This window comes from Comamonas sp. FUJ_7 (genome assembly GCF_057369555.1).
This window is the reverse complement of record NZ_JBXXZI010000004.1, coordinates 21774-39733: the sequence shown is the minus strand read 5'-3', so window position 1 is coordinate 39733 and position 17960 is coordinate 21774. Positions and strand designations below refer to the sequence as shown.

Here is a 17960-nt window from a genome sequence, read left to right as displayed (position 1 = left end):
GGGCCTTGTAAACCTGCATTTGGACGGCAAATCCTTTGAGGCATTGGGTGGTTGATTCACTGGTACCATTCTTGGCATGTTCAGAGACCTCGCCGATATGAATAAAGACAACCAGACCGACGAAGGCACGCCCGTTTCGGTCAAGATCCGCGAGCGGCTGCAGGCAGCGAACAAGCGCTTTCATGCCAACGACAATATTTCCGAGTTCATCGAACCCGGCGAGCTGGAAAAGCTGCTGGACGAGGTGCAGGACAAGATGCAGGGCGTGCTCGACGCCATGGTCATCGACACCGTGCATGACCACAACACGCGTGCCACGGCTCGCCGCGTGGCCAAGATGTATGTGAACGAGGTGTTTCGTGGGCGCTATGTGGCCCAGCCCGCGATCACTGAATTCCCCAATGCCGAGCACCTGAACGAGCTGATGATTGTCGGCCCTATCACCGTGCGAAGCGCCTGCAGTCATCACCTATGCCCTGTGATCGGCAAGATCTGGATCGGCGTGCTGCCCAACAAGAATACCAATGTGATCGGCCTGTCCAAGTACGCCCGTTTGGTGGACTGGATCATGGGGCGTCCGCAGATTCAGGAAGAGGCCATCATCCAGCTGGCTGATCTGATCGTGGACCGCACCCGCCCGGACGGGCTGGCGGTGGTGATGGAGGCATCGCATTTCTGTATGTCCTGGCGCGGCGTGCGCGAGATGGACTCCAAGATGCTGAACTCGGTCATGCGTGGTGCTTTCCTGACCAACTCCGAACTGCGTCGCGAATTTCTTTCGCTCATAGCGGCTAGAAAGTAAATGATCCCCCCTGAGTCGCAGCGCGCCTTCCCACAAGGGGGACGACACCTTCGCTGCGAGGCGGCTCTTGCTTGGTGTCCCTCACATGTGCTGCGTCAGTCACATCACGCACAGGCCATGTTCAGCCAGATGAACCACTGAATTTTTCTTTTCAAAAGGCTGCGCATCGCGCGGCCTTTTGCATTTCTGGCTCCCATGTCTCTGCAAGCATTCACTCTCATCATTCTGGCTGGCCTGATTCACTCGGGCTGGAATATCGTGGCCAAGAAGGCGGGCGGCGATGCGCGCTTTTCGCTGTATGTCTCGGTCTTCAATGCGCTGATCTGGGCGCCGCTGGGCTGGTGGCTGGGCAAGGACGCTGTGCCGGGCTGGGGCTGGATGGAGTGGGGCTTTGTCACGGCCAGCGCCGTGCTGCATGTGGCCTATTTCGTGGTGCTGCTGCGCGGCTACCGGGTGGCGGATCTCACCGTGGTCTACCCACTGGCCCGGGGCAGCGGGCCGCTGATGTCATCTCTGGTGGCAGTGCTGTTTCTGGGCGAAAAAATTTCCACCCTGGGCGCTGCCGGCATTGCCGCTGTGGTGCTGGGCGTGTTTCTGATTGCAGGCGGCCCGCGCATGATTGCCGCCATTCGTGATGGCAAGAATGTGGAGGCCCGGCGGCGCGTGCTGGCCGGTCTGTACTACGGCCTGCTGACAGGAATGTTCATTGCCAGCTACACGGTGGTGGACAGCTATGCGGTCAAGATGCTGCTGATGTCTCCGATTCTGGTGGACTACATGGGCAACCTCATCCGGCTAGTGATTCTGGCGCCACTGGCAGCCAAGGACTGGCCCGAGACCAAGCGCCTGTGGCGTGTGCAGTGGCGCTATGCGGCCGTGGTGGCCTTCTTCAGCCCTATTGCCTATGTACTTGTGCTGTATGCGGTGCAAAGCGCGCCGATCTCGCACGTGGCGCCTGCGCGAGAGGTCTCCATGCTGTTTGCCGCGCTGATTGGCGGAAAGCTGCTGGGTGAGGGGGACAGGGGGCTGCGTATTACGGGCGCGATCATGATTGCGCTGGGGGTGACGGCGCTGGGCTTAGGTTGACAGTGTTTAGAGTCGCTAGCACTACCCAGCAAACCGAAGGTTTGCGTTTGAGATGAGGCGTGAAGCCGAAGGCAGTACATAAGTACGACAAGGCGAAACAACGACGTATCAAGGGTTGTGTTGGCGGCTCTTATATGCAAAAAAGCCCTCTAACCCTTGCTGCAAAAGCGCAGGCAGCTATTGTTTTGAAAGAGCTTTGACGATGCCGACCTGGGATGTTCTGATGGCCTTCTTTGGCGTGGCCGTGCTGCTGGGCTTGAGCCCGGGGCCGGACAATCTGTTTGTGCTGGTGCAATCGGCTCAGCGCGGCTGGCGCGTGGGCTTGTGTGTGGTGCTGGGGCTTTGTATTGGCATTGTGGGTCACACAGCGGCCGTGGCCTTGGGGCTGGCTGCGGTGGTGGCAGCATCGCCCATGTTGTTCATGGCACTCAAGGTCTGCGGCGCGGCCTACTTGCTCTATATGGCTTGGGGCGCATGGCGTGCGCCGGTGCAGGTCAGCGCGACCGCACAGGCGCAGCCACAGCGCGATGTGCTGACGCTGCAATCGGCCTTGGGCTGGATGGGGCGCGGCATTGTCATGAACCTGACCAACCCCAAGGTGCTGATCTTCTTTCTGGCCTTTTTGCCCCAGTTTGCCGACCCTAGCCGCGGCAGCGTGCCGCTGCAGATCATGGTGCTGGGCTGGGTCTTCATGCTGTCAGCCTGGCTGGTCTTTGGCTCTATTGCCTGCTTCTCGGGACTTTTCGGCCAAATATTGCAGCGCTCGGCGCACGCCCAGCGCTGGCTCAACCGCATTGCCGCCACCGTGTTCGGCGCTTTGGCTTTGCGTCTGATGCTGGTGCAACGATAGTCATCGCGACACCCCTGAGCGGCTGTGCCGCTTGCCCCTCTCTACGCGCTTCGCACTAAGGGAGGAGGACGACAGCCTCGGTGCGCGGCGGCGCTTCCTCGCTGTCTCTGACTTTGGGCGCGCCAGTATTTCCGTGAGCGCCCAGTGCCAAAGACTGCTTTATCCCCAAGATAAAGAAGATAGGTCGTTCACAAAAACGGGCATGTCCTTCCACAGGCCGCGCAGCTTTTTGTCGGCCACGGTCACCCATTGCGGGGTGTAGAGGAAGCCATGCACCGAGTCGCGAGCCAGCAGGCGCTGGGCATCGCCAATCAGGCGGGCGCGGTCAGCGGGGCGCGGTGTGTGCTTGATCTTTTCAAACAGCTCATCGAACTCCTTGGAGTGGTAGCCCCAGTAGTAATCGGGCTTGGCAAAGTTGCCCAGATCAAAAGGCTCCACATGGGAGATCAGGGTCAGGTCGTAGTTTTTGTTGGTGTAGGTGCCTGACAACCACTGCGCCCATTCCACGTTCTGCAGCTTGAGCTGAATGCCGATCTTGGCAAGCTGCGCAGCAACCAACTCACCGCCCTGGCGTGCGTAGGGCGCAGGGGGCAGCGTCATGGTCAGCTTCAACGGGGTCTTGATGCCGGCTTCGGCCATCAATGCCTTGGCTTTTTCCAGATCAAAGGGGTTGACGCCCGTGGTGTCCACATAGCCAAAGGCCGTGGGCACGTAGTAGCTGCCGATTGGCACGCCATAGCCGTCGGCAGCGCCCGCAATGATGGCCTTGCGGTCAATGGCGGCAGCAATGGCGCGGCGCACGCGAATGTCGCTCAGCGGCTTGCGCGCATTGTTGATGGCCAGAATGGTCTTGGCGCGCGAGTTGCTGACCACGACCTGAAAGCGCGGGCTGGCCTTGAACTGCGGTACGCTGCGCGGAGAGACGCGTGGGAAGGCATCCACGTCACCGGCCAGCAGGGCGGCGACCTGCGCAGCAGGGTCGGGGATGAAGCGGAACACGGCGCGCTTGATGCGAATGCCTTGGGCTGCGTGGTAGTCGGGCCAGGCTGCCAGCGTGACCGATGCACCTCGGGCCCAGGAGGCCAGCTTGTAAGGGCCGGTGCCCACAGGCTTGGTGGCATTGGTGGCTGCGCTCTTGGGCTCGACGATGATGGCCGTGGCCTGGCCCATCATGAACAGAAAGTCGGGGTCGATTTCGTGGTGGGTCAGCACCACGGTGTGCTCGTCAACGACCTTGGTGTCCAGGTTGGCGAAGGTGCGCTTGTCCTTGTTAGTGCTTTTGTCGGCGGCGGCACGGTCAAACGAGAACTTGACGGCTGCCGCGTTGAAGGGCTCGCCATTCTGGAACTTCAGATTCTTGCGCAGGCGGAAGGTGTAGGTCTTGAGGTCGGAAGACACTTCCCAGCTCTCGGCCAGCAGTGGCGAGACGCTGCCGTCGGAGTTGATCTTGGTCAGCGTCTCGAAGATGTTGTAGAGCACGACTTCGGCAATCGACGAAGCAGCCCCGGCCGTGGGGTCCAGTCCAGGGGGCTCCAGCGTCATGGCAAGGGTGACGCTGTCTTTTCTGGCCTGTGCCAGCGCGGGCCAGGCAGTGAACAAGGGCAAGCTGGCAGCCGAGCTGGCCAGCAAGGAGCGGCGATTGAGCATCTAACAAAGTCTCCGAAGGGGCAGGTCACATAGGCCTGTAAAAGCGCTGCAAGTCACCGCGTCAGGCGGGACTTGTTTCATCTGTGTTTTTACACCAGACGAGAGCGCGTCCATGCCGCTTGCTGACATATCGCAGTGGCGAGTGTGAACAACTGTGCTCTTAGAGGACGCGTGGGGCGGCCTTGACCAGGGCCTGCGTGTAGGGGTGCTCTGGGGTTGAGAACAGTTTTTGCGGTGTGCCGCGTTCCACAATCTCGCCTTGATACAGCACGATGACCTGATCGCAGACATGCTGGACCACGGCCAGATCATGGCTGATGAACAGATAGGACAGGCCCAGTTCGCGTTGCAGATCCTGCATGAGGTTGAGCACCTGGGCCTGCACGGACACATCAAGGGCGCTGACCGGCTCGTCGGCCACGATCAGCTTGGGCCGTGTAATCAGTGCACGGGCAATGGCAATGCGCTGGCGCTGGCCGCCAGAGAATTCATGCGGGTACTTGTCCGCATCCGGTGCGCGCAGACCCACCTGATCAAGCACGTTCATGACCTGCTGGTGCTGCTCGGTCTGGCTGAGCTTTTCTGCCAGAGTTACCAGTGGCTCGCTGACGATGCGCTCCACCGTCATGCGCGGGTCCAGAGACCCGTAAGGGTCTTGAAACACCATTTGAAAATCGCGCCGGGCAGCGCGCAGCTCTTTTTCAGGCAGCTGATGCAGATTACGGCCCAGCAACTCGACCGAGCCTTGCGTGGGCGTATCCAACGCCATCACCAGTCTTGCCAGGGTGGATTTGCCGGAGCCTGACTCACCCACCACGCCCAGGCTTTGTCCGGCAGCCAGCTCAAAGCTCACGCCGCGCAGTGCTTGCAGAGGCTCGGGCTTGTGCCACAGCGATGTGCGGGTGCGAGAGTAAGAGCGTTTTAGTGCTCTAACCCTTAGCAGCATTGCGCTGTCAGCTTCTTTTTCGGTAGCGTTGAAGGAGGAAGGGATCATTGCTCTGCTCCGGGCTGCAGGGCGGCTTGATACAGGCAAAGCGCCAGATGCGGCTGGCGCCAGGAGGCCAGCGAAGCGGGTGCAGGGGCACTGGGCTGGTGCAGCGTGTGTACCGGTGGCAGCTGGCTGTAGCAGTTGCTCTGCGTATAGCTGCAGCGCCCGGCAAAAGGGCAGCCGGCAGGCAGATCGACCAGCTCGGGCACAGCTCCGGCAATGGTGGGCAGATGCCCCGCAGCCGTTTGCTGAAGCTGCGGGCGTGCGGAAAACAGCCCGCGGGTATAGGGGTGGGCACGCCGGGCGAAGACGGCTTCCGTCATGCCGGACTCGACGACGGTGCCACCATACATGACCAGCAGTTGCTCGGCGTTCTGGGCAATCACGCCCAGGTCGTGGCTGATCAGAAGCAGGGCCATGGAGTGCTCGGCCACCAGCTCTTGCAGCAAGTCCAGAATGCGCTGCTGCACCGTCACATCCAGCGCCGTGGTGGGTTCGTCCGCCACCAGCAGATCGGGGCCGCAGGCCAGAGCCATGGCAATCATGATGCGCTGGCGCTGTCCGCCCGAGAACTGATGCGGATAGTCGTCAAGCCGTTGCACGGCCTGGGCAATGCCTACGCGCTCCAGCAATTCGGTAGCTCGGGAACGGGCCTGGGCGCGGCTCAGCCCCAAGTGCAGGCGCAGAGGCTCTGCCACCTGGCAGCCTATGTTGTGCAGCGGGTTGAGAGCCGTCATGGGCTCTTGAAACACCATGGCCATGCGATTGCCGCGCAGGCCGCAGAGCTGGCGTTCACTGAGCTCAAGCAGGTTTTGACCACCCAAGCGGATACTGCCTTCAACCTGTGCGTGCTCGGGCAGCAGGCCCATCAGGGCCAGCGCAGTCAGTGACTTGCCGCAGCCTGATTCGCCAATCAGGCCTAACGTGGCGCCACGCTCCAGGGTGAAGCTCACATCGCGCACGGCCAGCGCAAGGCCTCGGTGGGTCTGCAGTTGTATGGAGAGGTTGGAGACTTCAAGCAAGGCCATGAACGGTATTCCTGCGCCTTAGCGCTCGCGGGTCAGGCGTGGGTCCAGCAGGTCGCGCAGACCATCGCCCAGCAGGTTCAGGCCCAGCACCGACAGGGCAATGGCCATGCCGGGCCAGACGGCCAGCAGCGGAGCCTGGTACATCAGAGTCTGGGCATCGCTGAGCATGCGCCCCCACGAGGGCAAAGGCGGCTGTGTGCCCAGACCCAGATAGGACAGGGCGGCTTCGGCCAGAATGGCCAGGGCGAACTGAATGGTGGCTTGCACGACAAGCACGGCTGCAATATTGGGCAGCACATGCTGCAGTGTGATGGCGGTGCGGCTTTTGCCGCAGGCGCGCGCGGCCAGCACATAGTCGCGTGCCCAGATGGCATTGGCCGAAGCGCGAGTGATGCGCGCAAACGTAGGAATATTGAAGATGCCGATGGCAACAATGGCATTGACCATGCTGGCGCCATACACAGCCGTGAGCATGATGGCAGAGAGCAGGGCGGGGAAGGCGAAGGTAAAGTCCGCCAGCCGCATGATGAACTCTTCCAGCCAGCCTCGGCGTGCGGCGGCAAGCAGGCCCAGAATCACGCCCACCGTCAGCCCAATGCCCACGGCGATCAGGCCGACAGCAATGGAGGCACGGGCACCGATCAGGATTTGTGAGGCCGTGTCGCGGCCATAGGCATCGGTACCCAGCCAATGCTGGCTGCTGCTGGCTTGCAGGACGGCGTCCATGTCCGGTTCATAGGCCGAGCCGGGCGTCCAGACAAAAGACAGCAGGGCAGCGGCAATCAGCAGGGCGGTCAGGATGGCGCCCAGCACAAAGCTGCGGTGCTGCAGGGCGCGCTGAGCAAAGCTTTGGGGCTGAGTGCGGCTGATGGCGCGTGTGGGGTAGCCGGGCGCAGCACTATTGCTTTGGGCGCTCATCTCTTTCATATGTCGCTGGCCTTGATGCGAGGGTCGATGGCGGCATACAGCACATCGACGACAAAGTTCACCACCACCACCATGGCGGCCAGCAGCAGCACGCAGTTGCGCACCACGATGAGGTCGCGGTTGGAGATGGACTGAAAGATCAGCCGGCCCAGGCCCGGCAGGTAAAACACGTTTTCCACCACGATGGTGCCCGCCAGCAGGCTGGCGAATTGCAGGCCCATGACGGTGATGACGGGGATCATGGCATTGCGCAGCACATGGCCCCAGAGCGCGGCACCCCGTGACAAGCCTTTGGCGCGGGCGGTGCGTACAAAGTCCTCGCGCAGCACCTCCAGCACGGCAGAACGGGTGATGCGCGCCAGAATGGCAGCCTGCACCACGGCCAGCGAAACCGCGGGCAGCAGCAGGGCCTGCAGAGCGGGCCAGAAGCCCCCGCCTTCTTCCTTGCTCCAGCCTGGAAAGCCGCCGGCAGAGAACCATTGCAGCTTGACCGAAAACAGCAGGATCAAAAGAATCGCAAACCAGAAATTGGGAATGGCAATGCCAATCTGGGCCAGACCCATCACTCCCACATCGCCCCAGCGCTTGTGGTGGGCCGCGGCAAACACGCCGGCAGCGATGGCCATTACGGCGCTAATGAGCATGGCCATGATGGCCAGCGGCACGGTAATGAGCAGTCGCTCCCAGACCAGGTCGGCCACCGGGGAGTCATAGGCGTAGCTGATGCCCATGTCGCCGTGCAGCAAGCCGCTGATCCAATGGGCATAACGCGTCAAAGCGGGCTGGTCCAGGCCCAGCTTCACCGTCAGAGCTGTCACGGCCTCAGGCTCGGCATCGGGGCCCATGAGCATCTGGGCGGCATTGCCGGGCAGGATTTCCAGCACGGCAAAGACCACGATGGAAGCACCGAGCAAGGTGGCAAGCAGCGTGAGCAGGCGTTTGAGCAGAAAGACGCTCATGGCTTCAGGCGAGGTTTATCTATTGAAAAAGGAGCAGACATGCAATGTGCTGCGCAGCATAGCGGCAATTGTGCCGCGTCGCGCTATGGCCCCGGGCTTTGCCTGACGCGCAGAGCTGTCTCTTTGCGCGCTGGATAATATGACCATTGAATAATGGATGGATATAGGCAGCCCTCAACAACGGCGCATCCCAAGCCAGGGACAGCGAGGAAGGGCCGCCCCGCACCGAGGCTGTCGTCCCCTTTGGGGAAGGCGCGCAGCGCCTCAGGGGGAAAGGATGATATGGCATTGATGATTACCGATGAATGCATCAACTGTGATGTGTGCGAGCCCGAGTGCCCGAATGATGCCATCTCCATGGGCGAGGAGTTCTATGAGATCGACCCGCATAAGTGCACGGAGTGTGTGGGCCACTTCAATGAGCCTCAATGCGTGGAGATTTGTCCTGTGGCCTGCATTCCTGTGAACCCCGAATTCATTGAGAGTCGTGAGGTATTGCTTAAAAAATATGAGCTGCTTACGCAGGCGAAGAAAGAGAGTTAAGCTCTTTTATCGCTGAAATCTATCTATATCAAGCGCAAACAGCTCCTTTAATAGGAGCTGTTTCGTTTTTTGCAGTGCTTAGGCTCAAGCCTTGTCACCAGCTGCAGGGGCCGCAGCAGCATCGGGCACCGGCTTGCGGGGTGGCTTGGGGCGGGGCGCCTTGGTGGTGTGAATGGCTAAAGTGGCTTTGTCCATCTGGCCGGCTACCAGCTCTGGCCAGGCTTTGAGTGAATGAGCCAGTGCATCTTCGATCAGCTTCATCTGATCGGGGGCAGGTTTTTTGAGCACCCAGTTGGCGACTTCCCCCTTGTTGCCGGGGTGGCCTATGCCTACGCGCAGGCGCCAGTAGTTGGGTGAGCCCAGCTGCGCATGGATATCGCGCAGACCGTTGTGGCCGCCATGGCTGCCGCCATGCTTGAGCTTGACCACGCCGGGCTCGAAGTCCAGCTCGTCGTGCACGACGAGAATCTCTTCGGGCTGAATCTTGAAAAAGCGTGCCAGTGCTCCCACTGACTTGCCCGAGAGGTTCATGAAGGTCTGGGGCTCCAGCAGCCAGATGTTCTGGCCGTTGATGGAGGTGCGAGCCATAAGTCCCCAGTAGCTGCGCTCGGGGACCAGATTAACCTTGAGCTCGCGAGCCAGTGCATCAATCCACCAGAAACCTGCGTTGTGGCGCGTGTCTTCGTATTCCGGGCCAGGGTTGCCGAGGCCGACAAACAGTTTGATCATGTGGTGATTATCTTCTTCTGAACAAAGGCAGGCTGCCGGAGCAGGTCTGTTTGGACCCAAAGAAAAAGCCCACCGAGGTGGGCCTTTTCTTTGGGTACAGCGCCGGGCGCTGTACCGAGGTCACAAGAATTACTTCTTGCCCTTCTTGGCAGGAGCTGCTGCGGGAGCTGCTGCTGCTTCGCCTTCGGCAGGAGCCACTTCAGGCAACTTGATGGAGACCACGGCGGGGTTTTTGTTGGCGCCACGCACCACAGCCTTCACGCCATTGGGCAGCTTCACGGACTGCAGGCCCAGCACAGACTTGGAAGTCAGATTGCTCAGGTCCACCTTGATGAACTCGGGCAGGTTTGCAGGCTCGCAAATGACTTGCAGCTCGTGCATCAGAGGAGTCACGGTGCAGTTCTCGCTCTTGACGGCGGGAGACTCTTCCGCACCTTCGAAGTGCAGGGGCACATTCATGTGCAGCTTTGTGGAGGCTTCAACGCGCTGGAAGTCCACGTGCTGAATCAGCTTCTTGTAGGGGTGGAACTGCACGTCGCGCAGCACAACCTTGGTCACTTGACCGTTGATTTCCATGTCCAGAATGCTGGAGTGGAAAGCTTCCTTGTGCACAGCGTGCCACAGGGAGTTGTGATCAATTTCGATCATCAGGGCTTCACCAGCACCGAAAACGATGCCAGGGGTCTTGCCCGACAGACGCAGACGGCGGCTCGCACCCGTACCTTGCTTAGCGCGCTCTGTGGCGACGATTTGCATAACTAACTCCTAGAGGGGTGGACCGCGACCAGTCTCACCCGATTGAAAAAAGAATCTGTACCTACGAGAAAGGCCCTGGATTCTTACGGTGGCCTCGAACGCGGCAAACCTCCCGAAGGAGGTTTGCTTGGGCTCAAGGCCGAAAAACCTGAGATTTTAAGCGGTAAACAGGCTGCTCACCGAATCACCGGTGGAAATGCGGTGAATCGTCTCGGCAAACAGGCCGGCGACAGACAGCTGGCGAATCTTGCCGCACTGCTGGGCAGCGGGGCTCAGAGGAATGGTGTTGGTCACAACCACTTCGTCCAGAGCCGAGCCGTTACCGATACGCTCCAGAGCAGGGCCCGAGAAAATGGGGTGCGAGCAGTAGGCGTACACGTTCTTGGCGCCGCGCTGCTTGAGCACTTCGGCAGCCTTCACCAGCGTACCTGCGGTGTCGATCATGTCGTCCATGATCACGCAGTTGCGGCCGTCGATATCGCCGATCACGTGCATGACTTCGGACACGTTCGCCTTGGGGCGACGTTTGTCGATGATGGCCAGATCGCAACCCAGTTCCTTGGCCAGGGCGCGAGCACGCACCACACCGCCCACGTCGGGGGACACAACGATCAGGTCTTCGTAGTTCTTCTGGCGCAGGTCACCCAGCAACACGGGAGTTGCGTAGATGTTGTCCACGGGGATGTCGAAGAAGCCTTGAATCTGGTCGGCGTGCAAATCCATGGTCAGCACGCGTTCAACGCCCACAGCCTGCAGCATGTTGGCCACCACCTTGGCGGTGATGGGCACGCGGCTGGAGCGAGGGCGACGGTCTTGACGAGCGTAGCCAAAGTAGGGGATGACGGCGCAGATGCGCTCGGCCGATGCACGCTTGAGGGCATCAACCATCACCAGCAACTCCATCAGGTTGTCGTTGGTGGGGGCGCAGGTGGACTGGACCACGAAAACGTCGCGAGCGCGAACGTTTTGCTTGATCTCGACCGCGACTTCTCCATCGGAGAAACGGCCAACGTCAGCAGCACCCAGGGTAGTGCCAAGGTGCTTAACAATCTCTTCGGCCATGCCAGCGTTGGCATTGCCTGTGAAGACCATGAAATCAGAGTGATGTGAGTGCATTGTGCGTCCCAGTGCTGTGGGTTGCTTTGACGCAAGAAGATGTTTGGCAGGGGAAGAAGGATTCGAACCTTCGCATGCTGGAATCAAAATCCAGTGCCTTAACCAACTTGGCGACTCCCCTACACAGGCGTTCTGTCGGAAACAAAAAGCCTTAAAACTTTTGATCTGAAACCCAACTTGAAAGCGGATGAATTTCAAGATTCTTGCAGATTTTGACCTTCCATGTGCGCGGTGCACTATTTGTGTCGATGATCTGCGTGATCGGTGCAAATACTGCACTTCCTGAGCCCGTCATTCTAGCATGCAGTTGAAGTGATTCGAGCCATGTTCTGACTCTAGTGACTTCGGGCTCCAAGCTTTCGGCGACTGGCTGCAAGTCGTTTTGGCCAAAGCCAAAGTGCTCTGCAGCGAAGTCGGCGATTGTAGCGTGCTTTGTGTCGCGCTTTAGCAAGTCGCTGGAAAAAATCTTTCCGGTTTCCAGTCCTGTTTCGGGCTTGACCACGATGAATTGCTGCTCGGGCAGGGCATTGCGGCCAGCAAGAGGGGTGATGATTTCACCAATTCCACTGACCCAGGCTGAGTGGCCGCAGAGAAAGAATGGCACGTCGGCACCCAGTTTCAGGCCGATGCGCTGAAGTTCTTGGCGCGAAAGGTTCAGGTTCCAGAGACGGTTGAGAGCTATCAGCGTGCTTGCAGCATCGGAGGAGCCGCCGCCCATGCCAGCTTGCGCAGGCAAATGCTTTTCGACGCCGATATGCACACCTTGGGTGCAGCCAGTAGCCTCTTGGAGGGCGCGGGCTGCACGAGTAATGAGATCGTCTGCAGGCAGATCAATGCCGTTGAGATCTTCGCGGCTGATCTGCTTGCTCGACATGCGCTCGAAATGCAGAACGTCATGCCAGTCGATCAGCATGAAGACCGACTCCAGAAGGTGGTAGCCATCGGGACGGCGGCCCGTAATGTGCAAAAAGAGGTTGAGCTTGGCCGGGGCCGGCACGTCATAAAGCGAGTGCATGGCGTGTATCTGTCAGTGAAAACGGTGCAACGATAGCACCAGAGTGGCATGGGTTCAGCGAGGGTCCTGGTCCAGGACGATGCGCAAGGAGGCTTCCGGAGGCGGGCTGACACGGTCTGCGCGAAGGCGGCCTTCGCTGACCCGGGAAAGGTCGGTCTGCCAGCCGCTCACAACCGTATTTTTTCCTTGCAACCAGTCGAACAGCGCAGCGACGGGAATGTCACTGCCAGTCATTTGGGTGATGAGCTCCGGCAGGGAGTCAGACTGGGTCAGCTGGTCGCCCTGCTGCAAGCTGGCGCCAGACTGCGTCCATTGCAGGCGGGCAATGGTGGAGCCCAGTGGACTGAAAACCAGCAAGGTGCCACTTTCGGGCTTGCCCTGAAGCTCGAAGCTGGCACTGAAAGATTGCTGCTGTGCATCCTGGACTTGCAGGGCCATGCGCCCGGACCAATGGTTGCTGCTGGAGGCATCCGTTGGCAGTTGACGTGCAGGCTGGGCGCAGCCGCTGAGCAGGGCCGCACATGCCAGGCTCAGGGCAGGAAGAGACTTCACCAAGAAAGACAGGCGCATCATGGTTTCACTTTGAGGCGCTGAAGTGTTTCCTGCAAGGTGCTGTTGCGGCTGTCGGTCTGAAGCGCTTGGCGCCAGATGAGAAGCGCACGCTCTTGCTTGCCTTGTGCCCAGAGCACTTCACCCAGGTGAGCGGCGATCTCTACATCCTGGCGTGTGGCATAGGCTTGCTCGAGCAGCTTCTCGGCTTCGCTCAAGTTGCCTAGACGAAAGTGAACCCAGGCCAGACTGTCGGTGATGAAGGGGTCTCCGGGAGCCATGTCCAAGGCTTTCTGGACCAGCGTTTTGGCTTCTTCCAGCTTGATGTTTCGGTCCGCATAGGAGTAGCCCAGCGCGTTGTAGGCATGCTGGAAGTCGGGCTTGCGCTCGATGATGTCGCGCAGCAGACGCTCCATTTCATCGAATTTCCCCACTCTTTCGGCAAGCAAGGCCGTGTCGTAGCTCAGCTCCACGTCGCCGGGATACTGACTTAGCAAGCGAGCTTGCAGGGCATAGGCCTCTTGGTGAAGGCCTGCGGCACGCAGCAATTGCACCTCGGCGACTTGCTTGAGGCGTTTCTGGTTGGGACCGTTGGCAGGAATGGCCTGTATCAGCGCTCGGGCCTCTGGAATCTTGCCTTGGCGCACCAGAAGATCGGCACGACGCGCTTGGACGCTGAGCAGGTTGGCGGAATCGGGAATGCGCTGTAGGTAGTTGTCAGCCTCTTCGTAATGCTGGCGCTTTTCAGCCAGCTCGGCTTTGAGCAGATAAAACTGCGACTCTCCTGCGTTGCGGCCTACTCCGTCGGGGAGCTTGGGCAGCAGTGCGTTGAACTGTGTCAGAGAAACTTCGGCGGCATCCAGCTCGTTATCCTGCAACTGCAGATTGGCCAGCATGGCCCATGCTTCGGGAAACTCCGGCGCTTCTCGGGTGGTGCGCTGCAGCTGGGCCTTGGCATCCGCATTGCGGTTTTGTCCTAGCAGCACACGGGCATAGGTGATGCGTAGCTGGGGAGAGTGGTTCTTTTCCAGATAGCGTTGAACCAGTGGCTCGACCTCGGCTGAGCCCGACTCCAGCAACTCCATGGCCAGCAGGGCAATCGCTCCCGACTCTGGGCTGAGCTTGGCTCCGTTTTGCAAAGCCAGTAGAGCGGCGGGCTTTTGTCCGGCAATCAAGCGCATGTGACCGACAGTGGCCCAGGCCATGGGGCCGTTTTTGGGGTCTTGGAAGTTGCCCTGAAGCGCTTGCTCCACGATATCGGCGGCCAGAGGCTTGTCGGAGGCGTTGTTGTAGAGCTGCGTAATGCCCAGGAAGATGGCGCTGCGATTGGCCTCGGGCGTCAGCTCGACCTCCCGGCGCAGATGGCTGGCGGAGTCGGCAATACGGTTCAGGGCCACCAGAATGCGCAGCATGGCACGGTTGGCATCTCGTGATTCGGGGTAGGCTTCCAGCCAGGCGCGGGCATTGCGCAGGGCCCGATCACCTGAGCGCGATTGCAGGGCCAGCTCTGTGGCGCGGCGATACAGCTTTTCATCGTTGCTGCTGCGCGCGGCTTCCATCATCAGCGCTTGGGCATCGCCCAGGGCGCCGGCTTGGGCCGCCATTTCGCCGACCAAAATTTCATAGAACAGTTCTGCCGAAAGTGCAGCCTGCTCTTGCTCTTGCTCTGCGGCTTGCTCAAGATCGCTGAGCTGCTTGGCCTGAGCTTGTTGAGCAAGCGGACGGGAAACGGTGGACGCGGGCAGGGTGGAAGCGATTGCCGAACCCATGGCCAAAGCGGCGGCCACGGCGAGTCCCTGGAAACGAAGAGGATGAACCATCGGCTCATAATAATCCAAGCTTGTTGAACACTTGGTGAAGATGAGGTTGCATGCCTGAGTTGCCCGAAGTCGAGGTTACGCGACGTTCTTTTGCGGATCGCATTGCGGGTGCCCGCATAGAGCACGCGACGCTGGGGAAGCCTTTGCGCTGGCCTTTGGGATTGCGCCCGGAGGAGCTGGTGGGGCGCGTGGTGCTGGGAGTGCGTCGGCGCGGTAAATATTTGTTGCTGGATTTGAGCGAAGGTTTGCTGCTGGTTCATCTGGGGATGTCGGGCAGCTTACGTTTCGTTGGCAGTGATGAAGAGCCTTTGGGAGCGGCGGGCTCCCACGATCACTTTGATTTGCAGACTTCACGTGGCTTGCTGCGTCTGCATGATCCGCGTCGCTTTGGGGCGGTCATTTATGTACCGGCTCAAAGTGATGCTCTGGCTCGCAAGCTGCTTGATCATCTGGGCATGGAGCCCCTGAGCGATGACTTTTCGCTGGCCGCTTTCCGTGCAGGGCTGGCCGCCAGCCGTGCGCCGATCAAGCAATTACTGCTCAGTGGGAGCGTGGTGGTTGGCGTCGGCAATATCTATGCCTCTGAAGTCTTGTTTCTTTCGCGCATTCACCCCGCCACTGCAGCGCGCGACGTAGGGCCGCGCAAGGCCAAGGTTCTGTACGAAGCCATTCGCAATGTGCTGGCTCTGGCTGTGGAGCAGGGAGGTACCACCTTGCGTGACTTTTCGGCAGCCAATGGCATGGAAGGGCATTTCCAATTGCAGGCCAAGGTGTATGGCCGAGATGGACAGCCCTGCACGCACTGTGATGCAGCCATTCAACTCATGCGACAGGGGCAGCGCAGCACGTATTACTGCGCACGCTGTCAGCGGGTCGCTAAGTAACTTTAAAATTCATAGCGTATAGCGCTTGCTTGGTAAAGGTTCTGGCCTTTTTGAGTAAAAACAATGGAAATGCTTGATCTGGCTCAGAGCTTTTTCAGCTGAGAGGGTATCGGGGACAGCAGCGGCGCTGATCCACAGATACTTCGCTGCGCGAGAGAGCAGGCTCTTTGGGTACCCAAGGCGGTAAAGAGGCCGTGCTATATATTGACCGCATCGGCAGCTGAGGCTGGCCCGAAGACTCAAATCAACAAGAGGGGTAGACGTGACAGCTTCATTCAATGAGCAGTTTGGCCAGTATGGCGCGTGGCGACGAAGCTTCGCCACTCAGCTGCAGGAGCTGCGCGAGTGGTTGATGAGCCAGGATTTGCTGGACTCGTCGGTGCAGGAGCGTCTGCAGCGGCTGGAAGAGCAGATGCGCAGCGACAAGGTCATGGTCGCTTTTGTGGCAGAGTTTTCGCGTGGCAAGTCCGAGCTGATCAATGCGATTTTCTTTGCCCACTATGGGCGCCGCCTCATGCCGGCGAGCGCGGGTCGTACCACCATGTGCCCGGCGGAGCTGGCCTGGGAGCCGGAGCTGCAGCCCTGTCTGCGACTGCTGCCCATAGATACTCGCGAGTCCCCCCAGAGCCTGGGGCAATGGCGCATACGCACTGATGCATGGGTATTGCACCCGCTGGATATTGCCAATGCCCAGCAGATTGCCGATACCTTGGCCAAGGTGGCGGAAGTGCGCAAGGTGTCTATCGACCAGGCAAGAGCCTGGGGCTTTTGGAGTGATGATGATCAGGCGGACAACCCCATGGTGGACGCTGATGGCTGGGTGGAAGTGCCCATGTGGCGTCATGCACTAATCAATATGCCCCACCCCTTGCTCAAGCAGGGGCTGGTGATTCTGGACACGCCGGGGCTGAACGCAGTGGGGGCCGAGCCGGAGCTGACGGTCAACCTGATTCCTCAGGCGCATGCCGTGGTGTTTGTGCTGGGCGCCGACACGGGGGTGACCAAGTCCGATCTGGCCATCTGGCGTGATCATGTACTGCCAGCAGGTGCGGGCAAGGCGGGTGGCGACGAGCTGCTTGCTGCCTCGCGTCTGGTTGTCCTCAACAAGGTCGATACGCTGTGGGACAGCCTTAGCTCAGGGGCTCAGGTGCAGGCGCAATTGCGTCGTCAGCAGCAGGACTCCGCTCAGTTACTGGGAGTTCCGGTGGAGCGCGTGCTGCCCGTGTCGGCCCAAAAAGGGCTGGTGGCTAAGGTGGGCCACAACGAAAGCCTGCTGCAGGCCAGTGGTCTGCCCGCGTTTGAGGACCTTCTGGCCAACGGCATCATGGGGCAGCGCCAGAAAGTGCTTCAGGCAGCAGTGCGCACCAATGTGCAGCAGTTGCAGTTGCAGGTCGAGCGGGTGATCAACATGCGCCGCAGTGATCTCGATGATCAATTGGCCGAGTTGTGCGGACTGCGCGGCAAGAATGCGACGGTGATTGCCAGCATGCGAGCCCGCATCGAGGCGGAGCACAAAGAGTTCGATCAAAGCGCCAGCCGCATTCAGGCCATGCGCAATATCCATATGCGCATGCTCAAGGAGCTGTTCCAGCTGCTGAGCTCATCCACGTTGAAGGCTGAGCTGGCTGAGCTGAAACTGGCGCTGGACCAGCGCGGCCTCAAGCTGGGTCTGCGCAAGGTTTATGAGCAGACGTTTGAGCGGCTGAATGCCGTATCTGCCAAGGTGCAGGCGCAGGCCGATGAAGTGCAGGCCATGATGAGTGCCGCTTTCAAGGACCTCAATGCCGAGTTCGGATTCTCGTTGCAGTCACCGCCTCCACTTGTGCTGTCCGAGTTCACGGATGACCTGCGCAGCATCGAAGGCAGCTACACCCAGTACCTGGGGCTGAGTAATACCTTCAAGCTCAGCGGCGCTGATTTTTCTCAGCGCCTGATCAAGGCCTTGGCGCTGCGCTTGCGCACGGTGTTCGAGGCGGCTTCGAACGACGTGGAGATGTGGAGCAAATCCCTGACGGCGCCTGTCGATGCACAATTGCGCGAACGCAAACGCAGCTACACACGCCGCCTGGAAGCAGTGGATCGCATCAGCGGCGCTGCCACAGACTTGGAGGAGCGCATTACCGAAATGGAGAATGCACAAGCCCGTCTTGGCTCGCTGCAGACGCAGCTGATCAGTGCATCGGCGCAGCTACTGGAGCCGCTGCGCGCAGAGCGCCAGCAGCCTGCCTCCATGCCGCTGGACATCAATTTGGTAGTTTGAC

17 protein-coding genes and 1 tRNA gene are annotated in these 17960 nt (G+C 59.9%); 6 read left to right on the top strand and 12 right to left on the bottom strand.

All coding sequences use genetic code 11. The annotated features are described in order from the left end of the window. The first annotated feature begins 76 nt into the window (after positions 1 to 76). From folE to AC2I9W_RS07280, 3 genes are all read left to right on the top strand, one after another. A complete protein-coding gene (gene folE / locus AC2I9W_RS07290) occupies positions 77 to 802 on the top strand; it encodes a GTP cyclohydrolase I (protein ID WP_486409341.1) in 726 nt (241 codons plus the stop codon). A gap of 195 nt (positions 803 to 997) precedes the next feature. Then, complete coding sequence (locus AC2I9W_RS07285) at positions 998 to 1888, top strand: EamA family transporter (protein WP_486409340.1); 891 nt, start codon at positions 998 to 1000, stop codon at positions 1886 to 1888. 202 nt (positions 1889 to 2090) lie between these two features. Next, complete coding sequence (locus AC2I9W_RS07280; protein WP_486409339.1) at positions 2091 to 2738, top strand: LysE family translocator; 648 nt, start codon at positions 2091 to 2093, stop codon at positions 2736 to 2738. 159 nt (positions 2739 to 2897) lie between these two features. Here AC2I9W_RS07280 and AC2I9W_RS07275 read toward each other — a convergent pair whose 3' ends face one another. From AC2I9W_RS07275 to AC2I9W_RS07255, 5 genes are all read right to left on the bottom strand, one after another. Further along, positions 2898 to 4385 (bottom strand): ABC transporter substrate-binding protein, encoded by a 1488-nt coding sequence (locus AC2I9W_RS07275; RefSeq protein ID WP_486409338.1) that lies wholly within the window; start codon positions 4383 to 4385, stop codon positions 2898 to 2900. Between the two features lie 160 nt (positions 4386 to 4545). Further along, positions 4546 to 5379: an ATP-binding cassette domain-containing protein gene (locus AC2I9W_RS07270; protein WP_486409337.1), complete on the bottom strand. Its 834-nt coding sequence runs from the start codon at positions 5377 to 5379 to the stop codon at positions 4546 to 4548. Beyond that, positions 5376 to 6401: an ABC transporter ATP-binding protein gene (locus tag AC2I9W_RS07265; protein ID WP_486409336.1), complete on the bottom strand. Its 1026-nt coding sequence runs from the start codon at positions 6399 to 6401 to the stop codon at positions 5376 to 5378. Before AC2I9W_RS07265 ends, AC2I9W_RS07270 begins: the two co-directional genes overlap by 4 nt. Before the next feature lie 18 nt (positions 6402 to 6419). Then, on the bottom strand, positions 6420 to 7319 hold the full coding sequence (locus tag AC2I9W_RS07260) for an ABC transporter permease (RefSeq protein WP_486409584.1): 900 nt from the start codon (positions 7317 to 7319) through the stop codon (positions 6420 to 6422). A gap of 5 nt (positions 7320 to 7324) precedes the next feature. Further along, positions 7325 to 8287 (bottom strand): ABC transporter permease, encoded by a 963-nt coding sequence (locus AC2I9W_RS07255; protein WP_486409335.1) that lies wholly within the window; start codon positions 8285 to 8287, stop codon positions 7325 to 7327. Between the two features lie 282 nt (positions 8288 to 8569). Here AC2I9W_RS07255 and AC2I9W_RS07250 point away from each other — a divergent pair, with 282 nt between their 5' ends. After that, on the top strand, positions 8570 to 8830 hold the full coding sequence (locus AC2I9W_RS07250) for a YfhL family 4Fe-4S dicluster ferredoxin (protein ID WP_486409334.1): 261 nt from the start codon (positions 8570 to 8572) through the stop codon (positions 8828 to 8830). Positions 8831 to 8914: 84 nt separating this feature from the next. Here the strand turns inward: AC2I9W_RS07250 and pth are convergent, their stop codons facing one another. From pth to AC2I9W_RS07215, 7 genes are all read right to left on the bottom strand, one after another. Beyond that, positions 8915 to 9559 (bottom strand): aminoacyl-tRNA hydrolase, encoded by a 645-nt coding sequence (pth, locus tag AC2I9W_RS07245; protein WP_486409333.1) that lies wholly within the window; start codon positions 9557 to 9559, stop codon positions 8915 to 8917. A 129-nt stretch (positions 9560 to 9688) separates the two neighbouring features. Next, positions 9689 to 10315, bottom strand: a complete 627-nt coding sequence (locus tag AC2I9W_RS07240; protein WP_486409332.1) for a 50S ribosomal protein L25/general stress protein Ctc — start codon at positions 10313 to 10315, stop codon at positions 9689 to 9691. Positions 10316 to 10471: 156 nt separating this feature from the next. Beyond that, on the bottom strand, positions 10472 to 11431 hold the full coding sequence (locus tag AC2I9W_RS07235; protein WP_486409331.1) for a ribose-phosphate pyrophosphokinase: 960 nt from the start codon (positions 11429 to 11431) through the stop codon (positions 10472 to 10474). A 44-nt stretch (positions 11432 to 11475) separates the two neighbouring features. Further along, positions 11476 to 11552, bottom strand: a tRNA-Gln gene (locus AC2I9W_RS07230). 30 nt (positions 11553 to 11582) lie between these two features. Continuing rightward, the gene (gene ispE / locus AC2I9W_RS07225; protein WP_486409330.1) at positions 11583 to 12446 is read right to left on the bottom strand and encodes a 4-(cytidine 5'-diphospho)-2-C-methyl-D-erythritol kinase; all 864 of its coding nucleotides are present in this window, start codon (positions 12444 to 12446) and stop codon (positions 11583 to 11585) included. A gap of 54 nt (positions 12447 to 12500) precedes the next feature. Then, a complete protein-coding gene (locus AC2I9W_RS07220; RefSeq protein ID WP_486409329.1) occupies positions 12501 to 13019 on the bottom strand; it encodes a lipoprotein insertase outer membrane protein LolB in 519 nt (172 codons plus the stop codon). Further along, positions 13016 to 14815, bottom strand: coding sequence for a tetratricopeptide repeat protein (locus AC2I9W_RS07215; RefSeq protein WP_486409328.1), 1800 nt, complete (start codon positions 14813 to 14815; stop codon positions 13016 to 13018). Before AC2I9W_RS07215 ends, AC2I9W_RS07220 begins: the two co-directional genes overlap by 4 nt. A gap of 50 nt (positions 14816 to 14865) precedes the next feature. On the opposite strand from AC2I9W_RS07215, the gene mutM reads away from it, so the two are divergent. Continuing rightward, positions 14866 to 15699, top strand: a complete 834-nt coding sequence (mutM, locus tag AC2I9W_RS07210; RefSeq protein ID WP_486409327.1) for a bifunctional DNA-formamidopyrimidine glycosylase/DNA-(apurinic or apyrimidinic site) lyase — start codon at positions 14866 to 14868, stop codon at positions 15697 to 15699. Positions 15700 to 15961: 262 nt separating this feature from the next. Further along, on the top strand, positions 15962 to 17959 hold the full coding sequence (locus tag AC2I9W_RS07205) for a dynamin family protein (protein ID WP_486409326.1): 1998 nt from the start codon (positions 15962 to 15964) through the stop codon (positions 17957 to 17959). Position 17960 lies beyond the last annotated feature (1 nt).